The sequence below is a fragment of the Bradyrhizobium sp. B097 genome (genome assembly GCF_038957035.1).
In the GTDB taxonomy this organism is placed as follows: domain Bacteria; phylum Pseudomonadota; class Alphaproteobacteria; order Rhizobiales; family Xanthobacteraceae; genus Bradyrhizobium.
Genome location: NZ_CP152412.1, coordinates 637,714 through 656,680 on the forward strand (window position 1 = coordinate 637,714; position 18,967 = coordinate 656,680).

An 18,967-nucleotide genomic window follows, 5' to 3' on the forward strand; every position below is an offset into this window, starting at 1 on the left:
CGATGGATTGCTTCGCTTCGCTCGCAATGACGGGCATAGACTCGCACCGTCCGGGACGTAACGCTGGCGAGCGCCGGCAAACGGTGGTTAGATTTGCGGGCTGGGATGGGATCACGGGCTCGCACTTTGGGGAGGCCGCCATGGACTTCAAGAACCTGGAGATCAAGAACGCATCGCCGTCGCTGTACAACGAAGACCTCGCGCCGGCCAAGGAACGTAACTGGGGCGCCTTCAGCATCTTCAACGTCTGGACCTCGGACGTGCATAGCCTTTGGGGCTATTACCTCGCCGCCAGCCTGTTCCTGCTCTGCGGCAGCTTCGTCAACTTCATCCTCGCGATCGGCGCCGGCTCGCTGGTGATCTTCGTGCTGATGAGCCTGATCGGCAATGCCGGCGTGAAGACCGGCGTGCCCTATCCGGTGCTGGCGCGGGCCTCGTTCGGGATCTGGGGCGCCAACATTCCGGCGCTGGTGCGCGCCATTGTCGCCTGCTTCTGGTACGGCGCGCAGACCGCGGCGGCCTCGGGCGCGATCGTCGCGCTGCTGACGCGCATCGACGGCTTCAAGGCGTTCCATCAGTCCAGCCATGTGCTCGGCCATTCCGGGCTCGAGGTGATCTGCTTCGTCGTGATCTGGGCGCTGCAGCTCCTGATCATCCAGCGCGGCATGGAGACGGTGCGCCGCTTCCAGGACTGGGCGGGGCCTGCGGTGTGGCTGATGATGCTGATCCTCGCGATCTATCTCTGCATCGCGGCCGGCGGCATCTCGCTCACCGCGCCGATCCCGCAGGATGTGCTGCTGGAGAAGACCAGGGATGCCGGTGTGCCCGGCGAGCCCGGCACCTTCCCGGCGCTGTGCGCCGTCGCCGCGACCTGGATCACCTATTTCGCCGCGCTCTATCTCAATTTCTGCGACTTCTCGCGCTACGCGCCGGACGCCAAGACGCTGCGCAAGGGCAATATCTGGGGCCTGCCGGTCAACCTGATCCTGTTCTCGCTGGTTGCCGGCGTCACCACGATCGCAGCGTTCAACGTCTATCACGAGGTGCTGCTGCATCCCGACCAGATCTCGGCGAAGTTCGACAGCTGGTTCCTGGCGCTGCTCGCCGCGGTCACCTTCGCGGTGGCAACGCTCGGCATCAACGTGGTCGCCAATTTCGTCTCGCCGGCGTTCGATTTTTCCAACGTGTTTCCGCGGCATATCGACTTCAAGAAGGGCGGCTACATCGCGGCGCTGATCGCGCTGGCGCTGTATCCGTTCGCGCCCTGGGAGGGCAGCGCCGCCTCGTTCGTCGGGCTGATCGGCGCGACCATGGGGCCGATCTTCGGGATCATGATGGTCGATTACTATTTGATCGCGAAAGGTCGCGTGAACGTGCCGGCGCTGTACCAGGAGGACGGCGAATATCGCTTCCAGAACGGCTGGAACGTCAGCGCGCTGATCGCGGCCGCGATCGGCGCCTTGTTCTCGTCGGTGCTGCCGAACTTCACCTCGCTCCTGCCGGCCTGGTGGGCGGTCTATGGCTGGTTCTTCGGCGTCGGGATCGCGGGCGCGGTCTATTACGCGCTGCGGGTTGCGATGCCGAGCCCGATCGCCAGGACCGCTTAAAAACGGCCCCCCTGAGGGGCGGCAAATTCGGTCCGGGCGAGGCGGTCGATGACATTCGGCCGCCTGAAGAGGCTCGCATTAACTCTTCGCTCATCCTTTTCGCCAAAATGGCAGGCTCGCGCTGCCGCCCTCGCTCGCGGCGGGACGGCGGGCGTGGTGAAATTGCGCGTTCGGTTTTCCGAGTATGGTGTCATGCGTAACCTGATGATTTTCGCGGCCATCCTGATCGGGCTGGGCACCTTCATGGCCCAGATGGCCAGCAAGATGGCGCCCGCCGCCGCGACCACCGCAAAGCAGACCGTTGCCCCCGCCGTCACGGTGGCGCAGGCCAGCGCCCGCACGCTCAGCATCGCGCCCGATCCGCGCGGTCACTTCGCGACCGACGGCCGCATCGATGGCCAGCGCATCAACTTCATGGTCGACACCGGCGCCTCCGTGGTGGCTCTGAACGAGACCTCCGCCGCGCGCTTCGGCCTGCGCCCGGTGCCGGGCGATTACACCTCGCGCGTCACCACCGCCAACGGCACCATCAAGGCGGCGCGGGCGCGCCTTGCCATGATCGAGATCGGCGGCCTCACCGTGCGCGATGTCGATGCCCTGGTGCTGCCGGACGAGGCGTTGTCGGAAAACCTGCTCGGCCTGTCCTTCCTGTCCAAGCTGAAGCGCTTCGAATACGCCAACGGCAAGCTGCTGCTGGAGCAATAGGCAGCACTTTCGCATTGCGAGGGAATTCAGGGCGCTGCTTGTTCACATTTTGGGAATGAGAGGGTAGTCGAGTCGATCTTCGCAACGGCGCGGCATTTCCACCAGACGTTCGCGGGCAACATCAGACCGGAGGCGCTTGCGCAGAGTGTCGAGCCGGTCTCCCGGCGGACTCACCGTAAAATGTCTATTGCGGAGTTACCTCCACGCACTGAGCGGGGTCTGAAATGCAGAACTCAGTTTTCCCGGTAGTCTGATCGATTTTCCAAGAGCCTAACACTGGCAATCCGCCAAAAACGTTTGAAATCCCTCCCTGTACGTTAGGTCCTTTGCCGGTTGGTTTCTCTGGAAAGCCGGGCCTCTCGGTGCATTGACCGGTCAATTGCTTGGTCTCGGCGTCGAGGACTGCGGTGCAATGATGAAGCTTCTGGTTCTTGTGGTCGAGGCGTTCGACAGCATAATGGTTTACCCCAGTCTCCACAGTCGCAAACTCAGCGAAAATTTCGTAATCCGCAGCGAGCCCAACGGTCGCCGTCACGGTTAGCGAAAGTGCGAGTATCCCGGTCCTCAGCAGCTTCATAAGACCTCTCCATGTCCTCCCCTGTGATGCGCGAACCTCGGCGAAGCGAGCTTCTAGCCGGCCCTTGGTCCCGTTTCGCCAACTCGCATTTTGCCAATTGGCATTGGTCTGCATGTGTTCGGCCGCCGTCGACAATACATCGGGAATGTGCCCGCTCGGCCGGCGTGTATTCAGTAGCCCTTGTACTCTCTGACACTCAGGAGGTTTGGATTATCTTCTACCGGGGTCGCTACCAACAAGCCAGTTGGGTCGGCAGCGGTGATTGTTCTCAAATTATTGCTACCGGGTTCTGAGAACGTTAGCGTGTGTCCATAAACCTCACCGAAATTCGTGGGTTTGGCGCTGTCAGTGGCAGTGATTGTGAGATTGCGGTTCGCAGTAGTAACCTGAGGGCCTTCTGGCGGAGTGCCAGTCGAGTTTCTTGCGTAAAAGTAGCTGTCAACTTTACCATTCTCAAGCAAGGGAATTGCGCGACCGTGTGATGGAAGAGCGTCTGTTGGCGTCGGATTGGCGTGGCCGCTAAACGGAGCGGTTTTGGCGGCGCCTTGATCCAAAGTCGGACCGGCTCCCGCTGGGGGCTGTTGCTGCGCCGGGCCTTGCGGCTGCGCTTGATCTTGTTGAATCTGTGCCTGTTGAATTACGCTATCCGCGGCGAACGGATCGTGGTCAACGGGAACGAGCGAGTAGTTATCGAAATCCGGCTGATGGTCCACCGGCACCAGAGAGTAATCAGGCATTGATCATCACCTGTAGATATTGCGCACGCCTTCGGGCGAGTGCGTGCGTGACCGCACCTCGCCGAGAGGGCTGGGTTGGCTTTGTGTGTTGAAGGCAAGTGCTTGAGTGACGGCTTGCGCGAGGGCGCGGAAGTGTCGCATCCGGTTCGGCTCGCGCACCGTCTTGGCCGCGCCACCCCTGCAGAAACCATGCTGGGTCGGAGCGATGAGCGGTCAAGCAGCTCGCAGGACGCAACAGCGTGGCGTGTTGCGCCGCCGCGCAAGGATGGGTGGATGACGACAGTATTTCGCTGACGCCAAATCTGCCGCAATTATTAGCCACAAGCCGTCAATCCTGCCTTCCGCTGCGGCGATGCATTCGCTAAAGCCAGCGGCACTGTTCGTCCGCATTTCCACGAGGCCGCTTCTGATGTTTCCCAAGCCGAAATCCGCGCTGGTCCCGAACACCTATGCCTTCGAATCCGAGCCGATGGTGAAGCCGACCGGGTTTCGCGAATACGACGCGCGCTGGCTGTTCAACAAAGAGATCAATTTGATGGGCGTGCAGGCGCTGGGCATGGGGCTCGGCGCGCTGATCGCGGAGCTCGGCGTCAGGCAGGAGATCGTCACCGGTCACGATTTCCGCGGCTATTCCGCGTCGATCAAATACGCGCTGATTTCAGGCCTGATGGCGGCGGGCTGCAAGGTGCATGACATCGGGCTCGCGGTGACGCCGATGGCCTATTTCGCGCAGTTCGATCTCGACGTGCCCTGCGTCGCCATGGTCACCGCCTCGCATAATGACAATGGCTGGACCGGCGTGAAGATGGGCGCCAATCGCCCGCTCACCTTCGGCCCCGACGAGATGACGCGGCTGAAGGAGATCGTGCTCAACGCCGACTTCAACAACAAGGCCGGCGGCTCCTATCAATTCCATGAAAACTTTCCGGCGCGCTACATCGCCGATCTCACCAGCCGGCCGAAACTGAAGCGGAAACTGAAGGTCGTGGTGGCCTGTGGCAACGGCACCGCGGGCGCGTTCGCGCCGCAGGTGATGGAGGCGATCGGCTGCGAGGTGATCCCGCTCGACACCGAGCTCGATCACACCTTCCCGAAATACAATCCGAATCCGGAAGACATGGAGATGCTGCACGCGATCCGCGATGCGGTGCTGGCGCACAAGGCCGATGTCGGCCTCGGCTTCGACGGTGACGGCGACCGCTGCGGCGTGGTCGACAACACCGGCGAGGAGATCTTTGCCGACAAGGTCGGCGTCATGCTGGCGCGCGACATGTCGGCGATCAACGCCAACGCGCAGTTCGTCGTCGACGTGAAGTCCACCGGACTGTTCGTAACCGATCCCGTGTTGCAGAAGCAGGGCGCGAACACGGTCTACTGGAAGACCGGGCATTCCTACATGAAGCGCCGCACCAACGAATTGGGCGCGCTCGCCGGTTTCGAGAAGTCCGGCCACTTCTTCTTCAACAAGCCGTTCGGCCGCGGCTATGACGACGGGCTGGTGTCGGCGATCGCGATCTGCGAGATGCTCGACCGCGCCCCCGGCAAATCGATGGCCGACCTGAAGGACGCGCTGCCGAAGACCTGGTCGTCGCCGACCATGTCGCCGCATTGCGCCGACGAGGCGAAGTACGGCGTGGCCGACGCCGTCGTGAAGCACTTCGAGACGCTGCAGCAGCAGGGCGCGCAGGTCGCGGGCCAGAACATCCGCGATCTCGTCACCGTCAACGGCGTGCGCGTCACGGTCGCGGACGGCAGCTGGGGCCTTGTGCGCGCCTCCTCGAACAAGCCGGAGCTCGTGGTCGTGGTCGAAAGCCCGGTCAGCGAGCAGCGCATGCGCGACATGTTCGAGGCGATGGACTCGGTGCTGCGCACGCACCCCGAGGTCGGCGAGTACAATCAGAAGATCTGAGCACGCGGCTCGCGGCAAATCTCACTGTCATCACCCGGCTCGACCGGGTGATCCAGTATTCCAGAGGCGGCAGTGATTGAGCCGAGAGGACGCGGCGTACTGGATCGCCCGGTCCATGTGCGCAATTGCGCACAGGCTGGGCGATGACAGCGGAGAAGGTGAGGTCTTACGCCGCGGGCACCGGCAGCGCCGTCACCGACTTGATCTTCTCCATCGCGAAGCGCGAGGTGACGTTCTTCAGCGGCACGGCCGAGATCAGCTTCTTGTAGAACACGTCGTAGGCCTGCATGTCGGCGACCACGACGCGCAGCATGTAGTCGACGTCGCCGGCCATCCGGTAGAATTCCATCACTTCGGGCATGGCGCTGACGGCGTCGGCGAATTTGCGCAGCCAGGCTTCCGAATGGTCGGCGCTCTCGACCGAGACGAATACCGAAATCCCGAGCCCGATCTTGTTCTGATCGACCAGCGCCACGCGGCGCAGGATCACGCCGTCGGCCTCGAGCCGCTGGATGCGCTTCCAGCACGGCGTCGACGACAGCCCGACCCGGTCGCCGATTTCGGCGACGGAGAGCGAGGCATCCTCCTGCAACACGGTCAGGATCTTGCGATCGATGGCGTCGAGGCGGCGGTTGTTGTCATGAAGCTGAATGGCGACATCGGTCATAGAAGAAAGTTCCACATGAAGGTTCAAACTCCCTCATATAGAGAAAAATCTTCCAAATCAAGCGGATCGTGACCGGTCAGGCCGGCCGAGCGTCGGCGTGTTCGCCCAAAAACGCTTCAACTTCAGTACGTTGCGGTGCGGCATAAGCGCCCCCGAACCGGGTGCATTTCAGCGCTGCGGCGGCCGAGGCAAAGCGGAGCGCCTGCCGCAGCTCCTGCTTCTCGGTGATGGCGAGGGCAAACGCCCCGTGGAAGACGTCGCCGGCGCCGAGCGTGTCGACGGTATGGACCGGGAAGGCCGCCGTCTCCTCGAGCCCGCCCTTCTCGTTGAGCCAGATCGTGCCCTTCGGGCCGCGCGTACCGGCCAGGAAGGACGGTGTGAGCTTGGCAAGCTTTTGCAGCGCCTGGCCGTCGTCGGTGACGTCGGCGGTCTGCTGCAGCGGCTCGCTGGAGAACACCAGATGGGACGAGGCGGTGAGCAGCCCTTCCCGCATCGACATTGCGCGATCGACGTCGACCACCACGGGAATGCCGCGCTTGACCGCCTCGGCGCACAGCTCGGTGCAGAACGGCGCGCAGCGGCTCTCGGTCAGGATCGCCGCGCAATCCTCCAGCAGCAGCTCGGTCGGCGGCAGCTTGACCTTCCAGAGCTCGGGATCGCGGAAGGTGACGATGGTGCGCTCGCCGGTGTCGTCGATCATGATCGCCGAGATCGGCGTGACCAGATCCGGCATGTGGATGAGATGGTTGGTCTCGATGCCTTCCTGCGCCAGCTTGTCGAAGATGTAGCGGCTCGAGGTCTCCCGCTGATCGCCCATCGGCCCGCAGATCGCGGCGCGGCCGCCGAGCCGGGCGATGCCGATGGCGGCGTTCAGCGCGTTGCCGCCGCAGATCTCGTCGAAATGGGTCGCGTTCTCCTTGGAGCCGCGCGCCGGTACGTTGACGCGGAAGGTCAGGTCGCGCACCGGCAGGCCGATGCAGAGGATGCGGGGCGGGACTTTCGGGGCACCGTCTTGAAAATTCATGCAGGGGTCCGTCGCAATGGTTCCGTCAACTGCCTCAACCTGTCCCGATCTAATCGGCAGAACGATGTCCGGTTCCCGCTATTGGTCCAATGGATTTCGGTGGTGCACCCAGCGGCCGAGCAAATGATGGGCAATCGCGAACGGATGCGGGCCGGCCAGGCCGTCGGGATGCTGGCGCTTGAGCATCAGCGTCGCCTCGGCATGGTCGAACCAGCGTGCATCCTCGAGCTCGGTGCGGTCGACCACGATGTCCTCGTTGGTCGCGCGCGCGGTGCAGCCGATCATCAGCGATGACGGGTAGGGCCAGGGCTGCGTCATGTAATAATTGACGTCGGTGCAGCGGATGCCGGACTCCTCGAAAATCTCGCGCCGCACCGCATCCTCGATGGTCTCGGCGGCTTCGACGAAGCCGGCGAGGCAGGAATACATCCCGGGCATGAACTGCTTCTGCCGGCCGAGCAGCACCTTGTCGCCCGATGTGACCAGCATGATCACGACCGGATCGGTGCGCGGAAAGTGCTCGGCCTTGCAGCTCGGGCATTCGCGCTTCCAGCCGCCCTCCTTCATCGCCGTGCGGGTGCCGCAGTTCGCGCAGAAGCCGTGGCGCTGGTGCCAGGTCACCATCGATTTCGCCATCGCGATGGCGGAGAGCTGCTCCGGCGGCACCACACCCTGCATCGCCATGCCGCGCAATTCGGTGATCGCGACATCAGGACGCCCGACCAGCTTCTCGGCCGCCTGCGGCGCGATCCCCATGCCGAAGATCGGCGCGGCATCGCGGAGCCCTAAGAAGATCGTGCCGGGATTGGCGCCAAAGCCGCGGGCCTCCTCCAGCGAGAGCAGCGCGCGGGCCCCGCCTTCCTCCTGCTTCACGACCAGCGAGTCGCGATAGATCACGTAGGCGCGGGCTTCCCGATGGCCCTCCAGCGCGAACAGCTTCTCGTCATTGCTGCGCAGATGCGCGGCGCGGTCCAGCACATGGGTGACGAAGGCCGGTTGGCCGAGCGGAAATGAATCGGATGCAGACATCGAAAATCAACCCAACCAGATCTTGCGGCGAAGCGCGCTGATGAAATTCTGCACTTCCTCGGCGTCATGCGCCAGCGGCGGCATTACGCCCCAAACGGGACGCGGCCATGCAGCGTCGCTGGTGCGGCGCGCGATGACGTGGACATGGAGTTGCGGCACGAGGTTGCCGAGCGCTGCGACATTCAGCTTGTCGCACTTGGAGACCTCTTTGAGGGCCCGCGAGACGCGGGTGATCTCGGTCATCAGCTGCGCCTGCTCGACCTCGTCGAGGTCGATGATCTCGACCGCGCCGTCGCGCCGCGGCACCAGCAGCAGCCAGGGATAATGCGCATCCTTGATGACGAGCACCTTGCACAGCGGCAGGTCGCCGATGTCGATGGTGTCTTTCTTGAGCTGCGAATGCAGCGACCAGTTGGTGGCGGGCATGAGGGGCAAGTAATGCCTTTCCGTGTTCCCAGACAAGCCCCACAAAGCCAGCCTTACAAAGCCGGGTCAGGCCGCTTGCTTTCCGGCGGTTTTGGCCCCAAATAGGGACCGGGAGATTGGCGGTGGACGAGCCACTCGCCAACCGGGTCAGGTCCGGAAGGAAGCAGCCCTAACGAGGTCCGGATCGGGTCGCTCGTCAGTCTCCTACCTGTTTTTCCGAGCGAATCGCGCTGGAATGGCGGTCTCCGCGCCCGGCGCTCGATTTTGGCTCCTATCCGCACGCCGGTTGAAGAGACAATTCCCTAGTTGCGGATCGATGCATGAATGACGCTGGCGACCCCTCCCAACCGTCCGACGGCGCAGGCAAAGCAAGCCTTGACGGCGGCTTTGATTTGGGTGGCGCGCCGGATACGGCCAAGCCGTACCGCGTTCTCGCCCGCAAATACCGCCCCTCCAGCTTCGAGGATCTGATCGGCCAGGAGGCCATGGTCCGCACCGTCTCGAACGCATTCGAGACCGGGCGGATTCCGCAGGCCTGGATCCTCACCGGCGTCCGCGGGGTCGGCAAGACCACCACCGCGCGTATCCTCGCCCGTGCCTTGAATTACGCCAAGCCGGATGGCTCGGTGAAGGGGCCGACCATCCACATGCCCGACCTCGGCGTGCACTGCCAGGCGATCATGGAAAGCCGGCACATGGACGTGCTGGAGATGGACGCGGCCTCGCACACCGGCGTCGACGATGTTCGCCAGATCAATGACAGCGTGCGCTATGCGCCGGCCAGCGCGCGCTACAAGGTCTACATCATCGACGAAGTCCACATGCTGTCGACGGCGGCCTTCAACGCCTTCCTGAAGACGCTGGAGGAGCCGCCGGAGCACGCCAAGTTCGTGTTCGCCACCACCGAAATCCGCAAGGTTCCGATCACGGTGCTGTCGCGCTGCCAGCGCTTCGATCTGCGCCGGGTCGAGGCCGACGTGCTGATGAAGCATCTCGGCAACATCGCGGCCAAGGAAAACGTCGAGGTCGAGCCCGAGGCGCTCGGCATCATCGCGCGGGCGGCCGAGGGCTCGGTGCGCGATTCGCTGTCGCTGTTCGACCAGGCGATCGCGCATGCCGCAGGCCTCGTGAAGGCCGATGCGGTCAGGCAGATGCTCGGCCTCGCCGACCGCACCCGGGTCATCGATCTCTTCGATTCGCTGGCGCGCGGCGATCTCGCCAGCGCCTTCGCCGAATTCCGCGCGCAGTATGATGTCGGCGCCGATCCGGTGGTGGTGCTGTCCGACCTGGCCGAGTTCGTCAATTTCGTCACCCGCGTGAAGTTCGTGCCGGGAACCGCGGACAACGTCGCGTTCGGCGAGACCGAGCGGGTGCGCGCGCGTGAATTCGCCGCAAAACTGTCGACGCGGGTGCTGTCGCGGATGTGGCAGATGCTGCTCAAGGGGATCGCCGAGGTGCAGACCGCGACGCGGCCTGCCGCTGCCGCCGAGATGGTGCTGGTGCGGATCGCCTATGTCGCCGACCTGCCGACGCCGGATGAGGCGATCCGGATGATGATCGAGCAGAATGGCGGCGGCGCGGCGCCCGCGACGTCGGGCTCCGCCGCATCGTTAGCGCCACGCGGCGCGCCGGTCTCGACGATGTCGGCGATGCCGTCGGCGCGGGCACCGCAGGGTGCGCCGCGCGCCGATCTCGCCGCGCGTCCGCAGATGGCGGCCCCAGTCGCCGATGCCGCGCCGGCGCTGCGGATCACGAGCTTTCCGCAATTGATCGCGCTCGCCGGCGAGAAGCGCGACATCATGACCAAGAGCGCGCTGGAGGCCGATGTGCGGCTGGTGCGCATCGAGGATGGCCAGCTCGAGATCGGCCTTGAGCCGAAGGCGCAGCGCGCGCTCGTCACCGATCTGTCGCGCAAGCTCGAACTATGGACCGGGCGGCGCTGGACCGTCATCATCTCCAACGAGGCCGGCCAGCCCACGGTGCGCTCGCAGAATGAATTGGCGCGCAGCGAGCATCAGCGTACTGCCGAGGCCGATCCGCGCGTGCAGGAGGTGCTGGCGCGCTTCCCCGGCACCAAGGTGGTCGAGGTCCGCCGCCTTGCCGCCGAGGTTCCGGTAGCGGATGCGACCGGCGAAGACCCGATTGAAACTTCCGACAGCGACGACGATTGATCTGGCGATAGGAACGCACGCATGGCTGATTTTCTCGGCATGATGAAACAGGCAGCACAGCTGCAATCCAAGATGCAGGCGATGCAGGAAGAGCTCGGCAATGTCGAGGTCGAGGGCATCTCCGGCGGCGGCCTGGTCGCCGTGCGCATGACCGCGAAGATGGAAGTGAAGGGCATCAAGATCGATCCGTCGCTGATGAAGCCGGAGGAGCGCGAGGTGCTCGAGGATCTGCTCGTCACCGCGCATGGCGATGCCCGCCGCAAGGCCGAGACGGCGATGCAGGAGAAGATGATGGCGCTCACCGGCGGGCTCGGCCTGCCGCCGGGATTTGGTCCGACTTGAAGCGCGGCGAGATCAAGATGAATCATCGTGCCTTGGCTCTTTGTTGGAGCATGATCTTTTCGGAAAACCGCTCCACACTTTTCCGGATCATGCTCTAATGGCTACCAGCGTTGCCGGCCCCGAGATTGAACGCCTGATCCAGTTGCTGGCGCGGCTGCCCGGGCTCGGGCCGCGTTCGGCGCGGCGCGCGGCGCTGCATTTGATCAAGAAGCGGGAAGCGCTGATGACGCCGCTGACCGCGGCGCTGCAGGTCGCGATCGACAAGATTCAGGTCTGCAAGACCTGCGGAAACATCGATACACAAAACCCCTGCACGGTGTGCACCGATCCGCGCCGCGATCCCTCGATCATCGTCGTGGTCGCCGATGTCGCCGATCTCTGGGCGCTGGAACGCGCCAATGCGACCAATGGACGCTATCACGTGCTCGGCGCGACGCTGTCGCCGCTCGACGGTGTCGGTCCGCAGGACCTCACCATCGATCAACTGGTGGCGCGCGCGCATGCGCCTGAAGTGAGCGAGATCATTCTGGCGCTCAATGCCACCGTCGATGGCCAGACCACCGCGCATTACATCACCGACCTCTTGTCGGAGGCCAATGTGCGGGTGACGCGGCTGGCGCATGGCGTGCCGGTCGGCGGAGAGCTTGATTACCTCGATGAAGGTACGCTATCGGCTGCGATGCGGCAGCGGACGCTGTTCTAGCCAGCGATCCGGGAGCCGGACGCGGCATTGTTCGCCAGGCGATCGGTTACAATCCAAAAAGATCGCGCCGAAACAAAATGATAGGGTGGATGACGATTTGGGGACGGTCATCCATGCTCTGACGAATCAAGTACGGAACCACTGCAAATGACGACACACCGATTCGGCGTACGCTTGGCCGTTGCGTTTCTGGCGGCCACTTTCGCCGCGCCGTGCGCGCTCGCGCAGCAGAGCGATGCGCCGCAGAAGCCCGGCAAGATGATCCGGGCCGGCGACGTGCTGTCGGGGGAACTCGGCGTCATGAAGGTGCGCGACACCAAGAACCGCGGCAAGCGCGTCGCGACCTACCAGATCACCAGCGAGCCGCGCCGCCTGCCGCCGCCGAACGGTCTCTGCAACCTCGAAACCGGGCCGGAAACCTTTCAGCTCGTTCCGACCAACGACGCCCAGGCCGCCCAGCTCAAGAGCCTCTCCGGCAAGGCCATCTCGGTGAAGGTCGACGAGATCGCCTGCGCCAAGGACGCCGGCGAGATGAGCGAAGCCATCGTCACCAAGTGGAGCGTGGTGGCGAAGTAACCGCGTCAATTGCGGCTCCCGGCTGCGCGGGTGATGACACCGCGCTGTTTGACATCTTGAGTTGCGACCTATCCTCATCGTCGTCCTGGCGAAGGCCAGGACCCATAACCACCGGCCTTGGTTGTCGGATGGATTGTGGCCTCAACGTCGCGCAACAATTTGCATTTGGGGTAATGGGTCCTGGCTTTCGCCAGGACGACGCACGGACAGAGCCCGTAGCCCGGATGGAGCGAAGCGAAATCCGGGGCAGTTTTGCAAATTGAGAGACTTCCCCGGATTGCGCTTCGTTTCATCCGGGCTACGGCGGCTGGGCTAAACTCTCACCGGCCCCAACTCGTCGAAATGCCCGCGCCGCTGCAGCCAGGCGAGCAGGATCAGGCTCGGGATTGCGACCAGCACGCAGATCACGAAGAACATTTGCCAGCCGACGGCCTTCGCCACATAGCCCGCCCCCGATGACAGATAGGTGCGGCCGACCGCGGCGAGCGCCGTCAGCAGCGCGTACTGGGTCGCGGTGTGCAGCGGATTGCGACATAGCGCCGACAGGTAGGCGACGAAGATCACGGTGCCGATCGCGCTGGTGAAATTCTCCGCGGTGATCGCAAGCGCCAGCGCCCATTGATCGACGCCGACATGGGCGAGCCAGGAGAACGAGAGGTTGGCGACCGCCTGCAGCACGCCGCCGATCCAGAGGCTGGTTGCGAGCGAATAGCGCCGCGCCACGAAGCCACCGGCAAATCCGCCGATCAGGGTCGCGGCAAGGCCGACGCCCTTCACGATCGCGGCGTAATCGACCTTGGAAAAGCCGATGTCGATCACGAACGGCGCGGTCATGGTGCCCGAGAACGCGTCGGTGAACTTGAACAGCACCACGAAGGCGAGCGCCGCCCATGCGTCCTTGCGGCTGAGGAACTCGGAGAATGCGCCGAGCGCCGCGTGCAAGACGCGCTCCGCTGCGGTCTGCGCATGCGTGGCGGCCTCCGCGCCTTTCGATTGGGCCGGCTCGGTCGCAGCAAGCGCGGTGACGATGCCGATCACGACCAGCGCGGCCATGACCACATAGCCCCACATCCACGCCGACGGGCGGGCGAGGCCGGCGGACTCGAAGCCGCTGACGATGAACAGCGCGCCGGCGGTCGAGACCAGCATGCCGATGCGATAGGCCGCGACATAGGACGCCATGCCGGCGGCCTGCTCGCTCTCCGGCAGGCTTTCGACGCGGAAGGCATCGACCACGATGTCCTGCGTCGACGACGCGGTTGCGACCAGCAGCGCGGCGAACGCCGCGAACCATGGCGATCGCGCGGGATCGGCCAGCGCCAGTACCAGGATCGTCGCGATCAGCAACAGCTGCGAGAGCAGCAGCCAGCCGCGGCGGCGTCCGAAGATCTGCGTGAATAGCGGCACGTGCAGCGCGTCGACCAGCGGCGCCCAGAGGAATTTCAGCGTGTACGGCGTGCCGATCAGCGCGAGCAGCCCGATGGTGCCGAGATCGACCCCGGCCTCCTTCATCCACACCTGCAGCGTCGAGCCCGACAGCGCCAGCGGCAGGCCGGACGAGAAGCCGAGCAGCAGCACGATCAGGACGCGCGGCTGCAAGTACACGGCGAAGCTGTCGCGCCAGGAGGTGGGGGCCTGTCCCTGCGGCTTCGCGGGCACGTCTGACGTCGCTTCAGGTGCTGTCATAGGGGCCGTTGGTAGCAGATTCGAGCCACTAGGAGGGTGTCGTCGCCCGGCTCGATGTGCGGACCGGGACTAGGTAACACCGTTCGGAGACATGGGTAACACATCGACGGCATGGAATGGCTTGGGAGGCCGACATGCCGGGCGACGACAGTCTTTTTGTGGCCGGATCTGGTAACAACTCCTCTATGATCGCACCTAGTGATGTTGATGTCCGCAGATCGCGCGGCATGATCAGGTGTCATCGCCCGGCTCGACCGGGCGATCCAGTATCCCAGAGGCGGCAGTTGGGCGCACGCAGCTTCTACGTCTACATCCTTGCCAGCCGCATCGGCGGCACGCTGTATATCGGTGTGACAAATGACCTCATTCGCAGAGTCGGTGAGCACAAGCTGCAACTCATCGAGAGTTTCACTGAGAAATATGACGTGGTGAAACTCGTCTATTTCGAGCAATTCGATGACCCTGAGAACGCGATCAAGCGCGAGAAGCGGCTGAAGAAATGGCCGCGGGCATGGAAGATTTCCCTGATTGAGAAGGACAATCCGGATTGGAACGATCTTTACCCGGAGATTGCGGGTGGCGGCGGATAGGCCTCTGGGATACTGGATCGCCCGGTCAAGCCGGGCGATGACACTGACTATGAGGTGAGATGAGGGTCCGTACTACTCCCCCGCCTGCAGCTTGCGCGGGGCGGGGAACAGCTCGGGCGTCGCTCCCTTGACGAAACGCGGCACTTCGATCGGGGTCTCAGCCTTGCTGAAGTCGAGTTCCTCGATGCGGCCGGCGCGCTTCTCGATCTTGTCGGCGGAGATCAGGATCTGCCTGACGTCCTCGTTGACCTGGCCGAAGTGGTTTTGCAGCTTGAGCACGCGCTCGCGCAGCCGGCTGAGGTCGTCGCCGAGATGCATCACCTCGTTGCGGATCTGGTCGGCGGCGTCGCGGATGCGGGCGTCCTTCAGGATCTGCTGCATCACCTGGATCGCCAGCATCAGCAGGGAGGGCGACACCAGCACGACCCGGGCGCGATAGGCCTTCTGGACCACGTCGTCGAAGCCGTCATGGATTTCGGCATAGACCGATTCCGACGGCACGAACATCAGCGCGGTGTCCTGGGTCTCGCCCGGGATCAGGTACTTCTCCGCGATGTCGCTGACATGCTTCAGCACGTCGGCGCGCAGCCGCTGGCTGGCGAATTTACGTTCCTCGTCGCTGCGCGCATCGTGCAGCGCGGTCATGGCCTCGAGCGGGAATTTCGCGTCGATGCAGAGCGGACGCTGGTCGGGCAGGAACACGACGCAGTCCGGCCGCTTGCCCGTGGTCAGCGTGTACTGGAACTCGAACGAGCCCTTCGGCATGCCGTCCTGGACGATCGCTTCCATCCGCGCCTGGCCGAACGCGCCGCGCGACTGCTTGTTGGCGAGCACGTCGCGCAAGGTCGTCACCTGGGTGGTGAGCTCGTTGAGGTTCTTGTGCGCGTGATCGATGATGCCGAGCCGCTCGTGCAGCACCCGCAGCGAATCCATCGTGTTGCGCGTGGTCTGTTCCATCGATTGGCCGACCCGGTGGGTCACCGAGTCCAGCCGCTCGTTGACCGCGCGGGCCATCTCGGCCTGACGGCCGGCCAGTGCCTGCCCCATCGCGTCGACCCGCCCGGAGGCCTCGCTCTGCGCCCGCAGCATGTCGGCGAGCCGCTCTTCCAGCTCATCGGCGCGAATGGCCTGGGCCATCGCGAGTTCCGCGCCGCGCCGGCTGGCGCGCGCGATCACCATTGCGATGGCAAGCAGCAGGACCAGCGCCAGCGTGCCAAGGCCGATCAGGGCGTCGGAGACACGGAGGGGAAGGTCGCCGATCGTGAGCAGAATCTCGTTCATGCCATCAGTTGTAGCCGATTCGGCATCGCCATCGAACGAAAAGGGAACATTTATGGTAAACACTCCCTTAAATTCCTTGGTTAATGTTGTCTGAAGAAACGTGGTTAAGGCTGTCTTAACCGGTTCCTGAGCGCATTGACCCCATGAAGTCAGCAGCTTAAATCGCCGCCATGGCATTACGAGAAATCATCATCCTGCCGGACAAGCAGTTGCGTCTGGTATCGAAACCGATCGAGAAGGTGACGCCGGAGATCCGCAAGCTCGCCGACGACATGCTCGAGACCATGTATGACGCGCCGGGCATCGGGCTCGCGGCGATCCAGGTCGCGCAGCCGCTGCGGCTGATCACCATGGACCTCGCCAAGCGCGACGAGAACGGCGAGACCACGCCGCAGCCGCGGGTGTTCATCAATCCGGAGATCATCTCGCATTCGGAGGAGCTATCGGTCTACGAAGAGGGCTGCCTGTCGATCCCCGAATATTACGAGGAGGTCGAGCGCCCGGCGCGGGTGCGCCTGCGCTTCACCGACCTCGACGGCAAGGTGCACGAGGAGGATGCGGAAGGACTCTATGCCACCTGCATCCAGCACGAGATCGACCACCTCAACGGCGTGCTGTTCGTGGACTATCTGTCGAAGCTGAAGCGCGACCGCGTGTTCAAGAAATTCGAGAAGGCCGCCAAGCGCGCGGCGGAGTAGGATCGCCATCGGCACTCGACTCCCTCTCCCGCTTGCGGGGGAGGGTTGGGGTGGCGGTCTTTCCACGAGTCGTATCGCTGAGATAGCCCCCACCCGGATCGCATCTTCGATGCGATCCGGCCTCCCCCGCAAGCGGGAGAGGCCAACCGAATTCGCGGAAAGACCCGCGCGCTTGATATGCGAATCCTCTCCCCGCAAGGGAAGGAACAGACCGAGTTCTCGTCATGCCTCTTCGCCTGATCTTCATGGGCACGCCCGATTTCGCGGTGCCGACGCTGCTGGAGCTGGTGGCCCATGGCCACGAGGTCGTGGCGGTCTACACCCGCGCGCCGAAGCCGGGCGGGCGGCGCGGCCTGCAATTGCAGCCGACGCCGGTCGAGCAGGAGGCGCGTCGCCTCGGCATATCAGTGCTGACGCCGAAGACCCTCAAGACTCCGGAAGCGCTCGAGGCGTTTCACGCGCATGACGCGGATGCCGCCGTCGTCGTGGCCTATGGCATGATCCTGCCGCAGGCGATTCTCGACGCGCCGAAGCTCGGCTGCTTCAACCTGCATGCTTCGCTATTGCCGCGCTGGCGCGGCGCCGCGCCGATCAACCGCGCCATCATGGCGGGCGATGCCGAAAGCGGCGTGATGGTGATGAAGATGGATGTCGGCCTCGACACCGGCGACGTCGCGATGGCCGAGCGGCTGCCGATCTCGGACAGCATGACGGCATCCGACCTGCACGACGCGCTGGCGCCGCTCGGCGCCGATCTGATGGTACGCGCAATGGGCGCGCTGCAGCGTGGCGGCTTGCAGCTGACGAAGCAGAGCGAGGCCGGCGTCACCTACGCTGCCAAGATCGAGAAGGCCGAGGCGCGGATCGACTGGAAGCAGGCGGCGCACGCGGTGCTGCGGCACATTCACGGGCTTTCGCCGTTCCCCGGCGCCTGGTGCGAGCTTTTGGGCGAGGGCGAGCCGGTGCGGCTGAAGATCCTGCGTTGCGAATTGGCGAAAGGCGCGGGCGAGCCGGGCGATGTGCTCGACGACAATCTTGCGATCGCCTGCGGCGATGGCGCGGTCCGGATCCTCGAACTGCAGCGCGCCGGCAAGGCGCCGATGAAGGCCGCGGATTTTCTGCGCGGCACGCCGTTGAAGCCGCCCGCGCGGCTCGCCTGATGCCCCGCTACAAGCTCACCATCGAATATGACGGCACGCCGTTCTCCGGCTGGCAGATCCAGGACACCGCGCCGACCGTGCAGGGCGCGCTGGAGACGGCGGTCAAGGCGATCTGCGGCGAGGACGTGCGCGTCCATGGCGCCGGGCGTACCGATGCCGGCGTGCATGCGCGCGGCCAGGTCGCGCATTGCGACATCGCCAAGCAATTTCCGCCCGGCCGCTTCCGCGACGGGCTGAACGCGCATCTGCGGCCCAATCCGATCGGCGTGCTGGCGGCTGATATCGTATCAGACGATTTCGAGGCGAGGTTCTCGGCGATCAAGCGGCACTATCTCTATCGCATCACCAACACCCGTGCGAACCTCGCGCTCGACATCGGTCGCGTCTGGCGCGTGCCGCGGGCGCTCGATGCCGACGCGATGCACGAGGCCGCGCAGCGACTGCTCGGCAAGCACGATTTCACCACCTTCCGCGACACCGAGTGCCAGGCCAAGTCGCCGGAGAAGACGCTCGATCAGCTCGACGTCACGCGCGAGGGCGATGCCATCAACATCGTGACGTCCGCGCGCTCGTTCCTGCACAGCCAGGTGCGTTCGATGGTCGGCTCGCTGGTCTGGGTCGGCGAGGGCCGCTGGAGCCCTGACGATCTCTTTGGCGCACTCGCCGCCCGCAACCGCGCCGCCTGCGGCCCCGTGGCGCCACCGGACGGGCTCTATTTGATGCGGGTGGATTATTAGGCGGTGTGAATGATCCGGTAGGATGGGTCGAGCGAAGCGAAACCCATCACTTCGAATCCGCGGCCCACATGATGGGTTTCGCGGAGTTTATCATCGGGCCGCGCTTTGCGCGGACCCGTTGGCTCTACCCATCCTACGGACCATATCTGGTGCGGGCGGATGACGAGCAGCCCCAATCCCTACTGTGCATGGGGTTGTTTTCGACGTTTTTGTCTAGCTAGGCGGCGCTCTCTCCTAGCCTCGCCCCGCTTGCGGGGAGAGGCCGGATTGCATGCAGCGCAGCGGAATGCGATCCGGGTGAGGGGGACTCTCCGCGAGTCCGTTGCTCACCATCTTTGCGGT

At 64.2% G+C, this 18,967-nt stretch carries 19 protein-coding genes and 1 other RNA gene; 12 read left to right on the forward strand and 8 right to left on the reverse strand.

The window, feature by feature from the left end:
- Positions 1-140: 140 nt before the first annotated feature.
- Both AAFG07_RS02950 and AAFG07_RS02955 read left to right on the forward strand, forming a co-directional pair.
- Positions 141-1,607, forward strand: a complete 1,467-nt coding sequence (locus AAFG07_RS02950) for an NCS1 family nucleobase:cation symporter-1 (RefSeq protein ID WP_342725946.1) — start codon at positions 141-143, stop codon at positions 1,605-1,607.
- A gap of 192 nt (positions 1,608-1,799) precedes the next feature.
- Complete coding sequence (locus AAFG07_RS02955; RefSeq protein ID WP_342725947.1) at positions 1,800-2,312, forward strand: TIGR02281 family clan AA aspartic protease; 513 nt, start codon at positions 1,800-1,802, stop codon at positions 2,310-2,312.
- Between the two features lie 184 nt (positions 2,313-2,496).
- Here AAFG07_RS02955 and AAFG07_RS02960 read toward each other — a convergent pair whose 3' ends face one another.
- Both AAFG07_RS02960 and AAFG07_RS02965 read right to left on the reverse strand, forming a co-directional pair.
- On the reverse strand, positions 2,497-2,889 hold the full coding sequence (locus AAFG07_RS02960; RefSeq protein ID WP_342725948.1) for a hypothetical protein: 393 nt from the start codon (positions 2,887-2,889) through the stop codon (positions 2,497-2,499).
- A gap of 170 nt (positions 2,890-3,059) precedes the next feature.
- Complete coding sequence (locus AAFG07_RS02965; RefSeq protein WP_342725949.1) at positions 3,060-3,626, reverse strand: hypothetical protein; 567 nt, start codon at positions 3,624-3,626, stop codon at positions 3,060-3,062.
- Positions 3,627-4,035: 409 nt separating this feature from the next.
- On the opposite strand from AAFG07_RS02965, the gene AAFG07_RS02970 reads away from it, so the two are divergent.
- The gene (locus AAFG07_RS02970) at positions 4,036-5,535 is read left to right on the forward strand and encodes a phosphomannomutase/phosphoglucomutase (RefSeq protein WP_342725950.1); all 1,500 of its coding nucleotides are present in this window, start codon (positions 4,036-4,038) and stop codon (positions 5,533-5,535) included.
- A 166-nt stretch (positions 5,536-5,701) separates the two neighbouring features.
- Here AAFG07_RS02970 and AAFG07_RS02975 read toward each other — a convergent pair whose 3' ends face one another.
- The 4 genes from AAFG07_RS02975 to AAFG07_RS02990 form a co-directional block, all read right to left on the reverse strand.
- Positions 5,702-6,202, reverse strand: a complete 501-nt coding sequence (locus tag AAFG07_RS02975; RefSeq protein WP_024578797.1) for an Lrp/AsnC family transcriptional regulator — start codon at positions 6,200-6,202, stop codon at positions 5,702-5,704.
- Between the two features lie 76 nt (positions 6,203-6,278).
- Positions 6,279-7,226: a sugar kinase gene (locus AAFG07_RS02980; RefSeq protein ID WP_342725951.1), complete on the reverse strand. Its 948-nt coding sequence runs from the start codon at positions 7,224-7,226 to the stop codon at positions 6,279-6,281.
- A gap of 78 nt (positions 7,227-7,304) precedes the next feature.
- Positions 7,305-8,255 carry an NAD(+) diphosphatase gene (gene nudC / locus AAFG07_RS02985; RefSeq protein WP_342725952.1) on the reverse strand — a complete coding sequence of 317 codons (951 nt, stop codon included), beginning with the start codon at positions 8,253-8,255 and terminating at the stop codon, positions 7,305-7,307.
- Positions 8,256-8,261: 6 nt separating this feature from the next.
- Positions 8,262-8,681 (reverse strand): HIT family protein, encoded by a 420-nt coding sequence (locus AAFG07_RS02990; RefSeq protein ID WP_342729035.1) that lies wholly within the window; start codon positions 8,679-8,681, stop codon positions 8,262-8,264.
- Between the two features lie 111 nt (positions 8,682-8,792).
- Here AAFG07_RS02990 and ffs point away from each other — a divergent pair.
- From ffs to AAFG07_RS03015, 5 genes are all read left to right on the forward strand, one after another.
- Positions 8,793-8,889, forward strand: an RNA gene (gene ffs, locus AAFG07_RS02995) — signal recognition particle sRNA small type.
- Between the two features lie 112 nt (positions 8,890-9,001).
- Positions 9,002-10,852: a DNA polymerase III subunit gamma/tau gene (locus AAFG07_RS03000; protein ID WP_342725953.1), complete on the forward strand. Its 1,851-nt coding sequence runs from the start codon at positions 9,002-9,004 to the stop codon at positions 10,850-10,852.
- A 21-nt stretch (positions 10,853-10,873) separates the two neighbouring features.
- Complete coding sequence (locus tag AAFG07_RS03005) at positions 10,874-11,194, forward strand: YbaB/EbfC family nucleoid-associated protein (RefSeq protein WP_092122614.1); 321 nt, start codon at positions 10,874-10,876, stop codon at positions 11,192-11,194.
- 97 nt (positions 11,195-11,291) lie between these two features.
- Positions 11,292-11,897, forward strand: a complete 606-nt coding sequence (gene recR, locus AAFG07_RS03010) for a recombination mediator RecR (protein ID WP_342725954.1) — start codon at positions 11,292-11,294, stop codon at positions 11,895-11,897.
- 147 nt (positions 11,898-12,044) lie between these two features.
- A complete protein-coding gene (locus AAFG07_RS03015; RefSeq protein WP_342725955.1) occupies positions 12,045-12,473 on the forward strand; it encodes a hypothetical protein in 429 nt (142 codons plus the stop codon).
- 312 nt (positions 12,474-12,785) lie between these two features.
- Here the strand turns inward: AAFG07_RS03015 and AAFG07_RS03020 are convergent, their stop codons facing one another.
- Complete coding sequence (locus tag AAFG07_RS03020; protein WP_342725956.1) at positions 12,786-14,159, reverse strand: AmpG family muropeptide MFS transporter; 1,374 nt, start codon at positions 14,157-14,159, stop codon at positions 12,786-12,788.
- A gap of 284 nt (positions 14,160-14,443) precedes the next feature.
- Here AAFG07_RS03020 and AAFG07_RS03025 point away from each other — a divergent pair, with 284 nt between their 5' ends.
- The gene (locus AAFG07_RS03025) at positions 14,444-14,749 is read left to right on the forward strand and encodes a GIY-YIG nuclease family protein (RefSeq protein WP_342729036.1); all 306 of its coding nucleotides are present in this window, start codon (positions 14,444-14,446) and stop codon (positions 14,747-14,749) included.
- A gap of 72 nt (positions 14,750-14,821) precedes the next feature.
- Here AAFG07_RS03025 and rmuC read toward each other — a convergent pair whose 3' ends face one another.
- Positions 14,822-16,030 (reverse strand): DNA recombination protein RmuC, encoded by a 1,209-nt coding sequence (rmuC, locus tag AAFG07_RS03030; protein WP_342725957.1) that lies wholly within the window; start codon positions 16,028-16,030, stop codon positions 14,822-14,824.
- 170 nt (positions 16,031-16,200) lie between these two features.
- On the opposite strand from rmuC, the gene def reads away from it, so the two are divergent.
- The 3 genes from def to truA all read left to right on the forward strand — a co-directional run bounded on the left by def (position 16,201) and on the right by truA (position 18,625).
- A complete protein-coding gene (gene def, locus AAFG07_RS03035; protein WP_342725958.1) occupies positions 16,201-16,728 on the forward strand; it encodes a peptide deformylase in 528 nt (175 codons plus the stop codon).
- Between the two features lie 224 nt (positions 16,729-16,952).
- Positions 16,953-17,888 carry a methionyl-tRNA formyltransferase gene (gene fmt, locus AAFG07_RS03040; protein WP_342725959.1) on the forward strand — a complete coding sequence of 312 codons (936 nt, stop codon included), beginning with the start codon at positions 16,953-16,955 and terminating at the stop codon, positions 17,886-17,888.
- On the forward strand, positions 17,888-18,625 hold the full coding sequence (gene truA, locus AAFG07_RS03045) for a tRNA pseudouridine(38-40) synthase TruA (RefSeq protein ID WP_342725960.1): 738 nt from the start codon (positions 17,888-17,890) through the stop codon (positions 18,623-18,625). The genes fmt and truA overlap by 1 nt, the downstream gene beginning before the upstream one ends.
- Positions 18,626-18,967 lie beyond the last annotated feature (342 nt).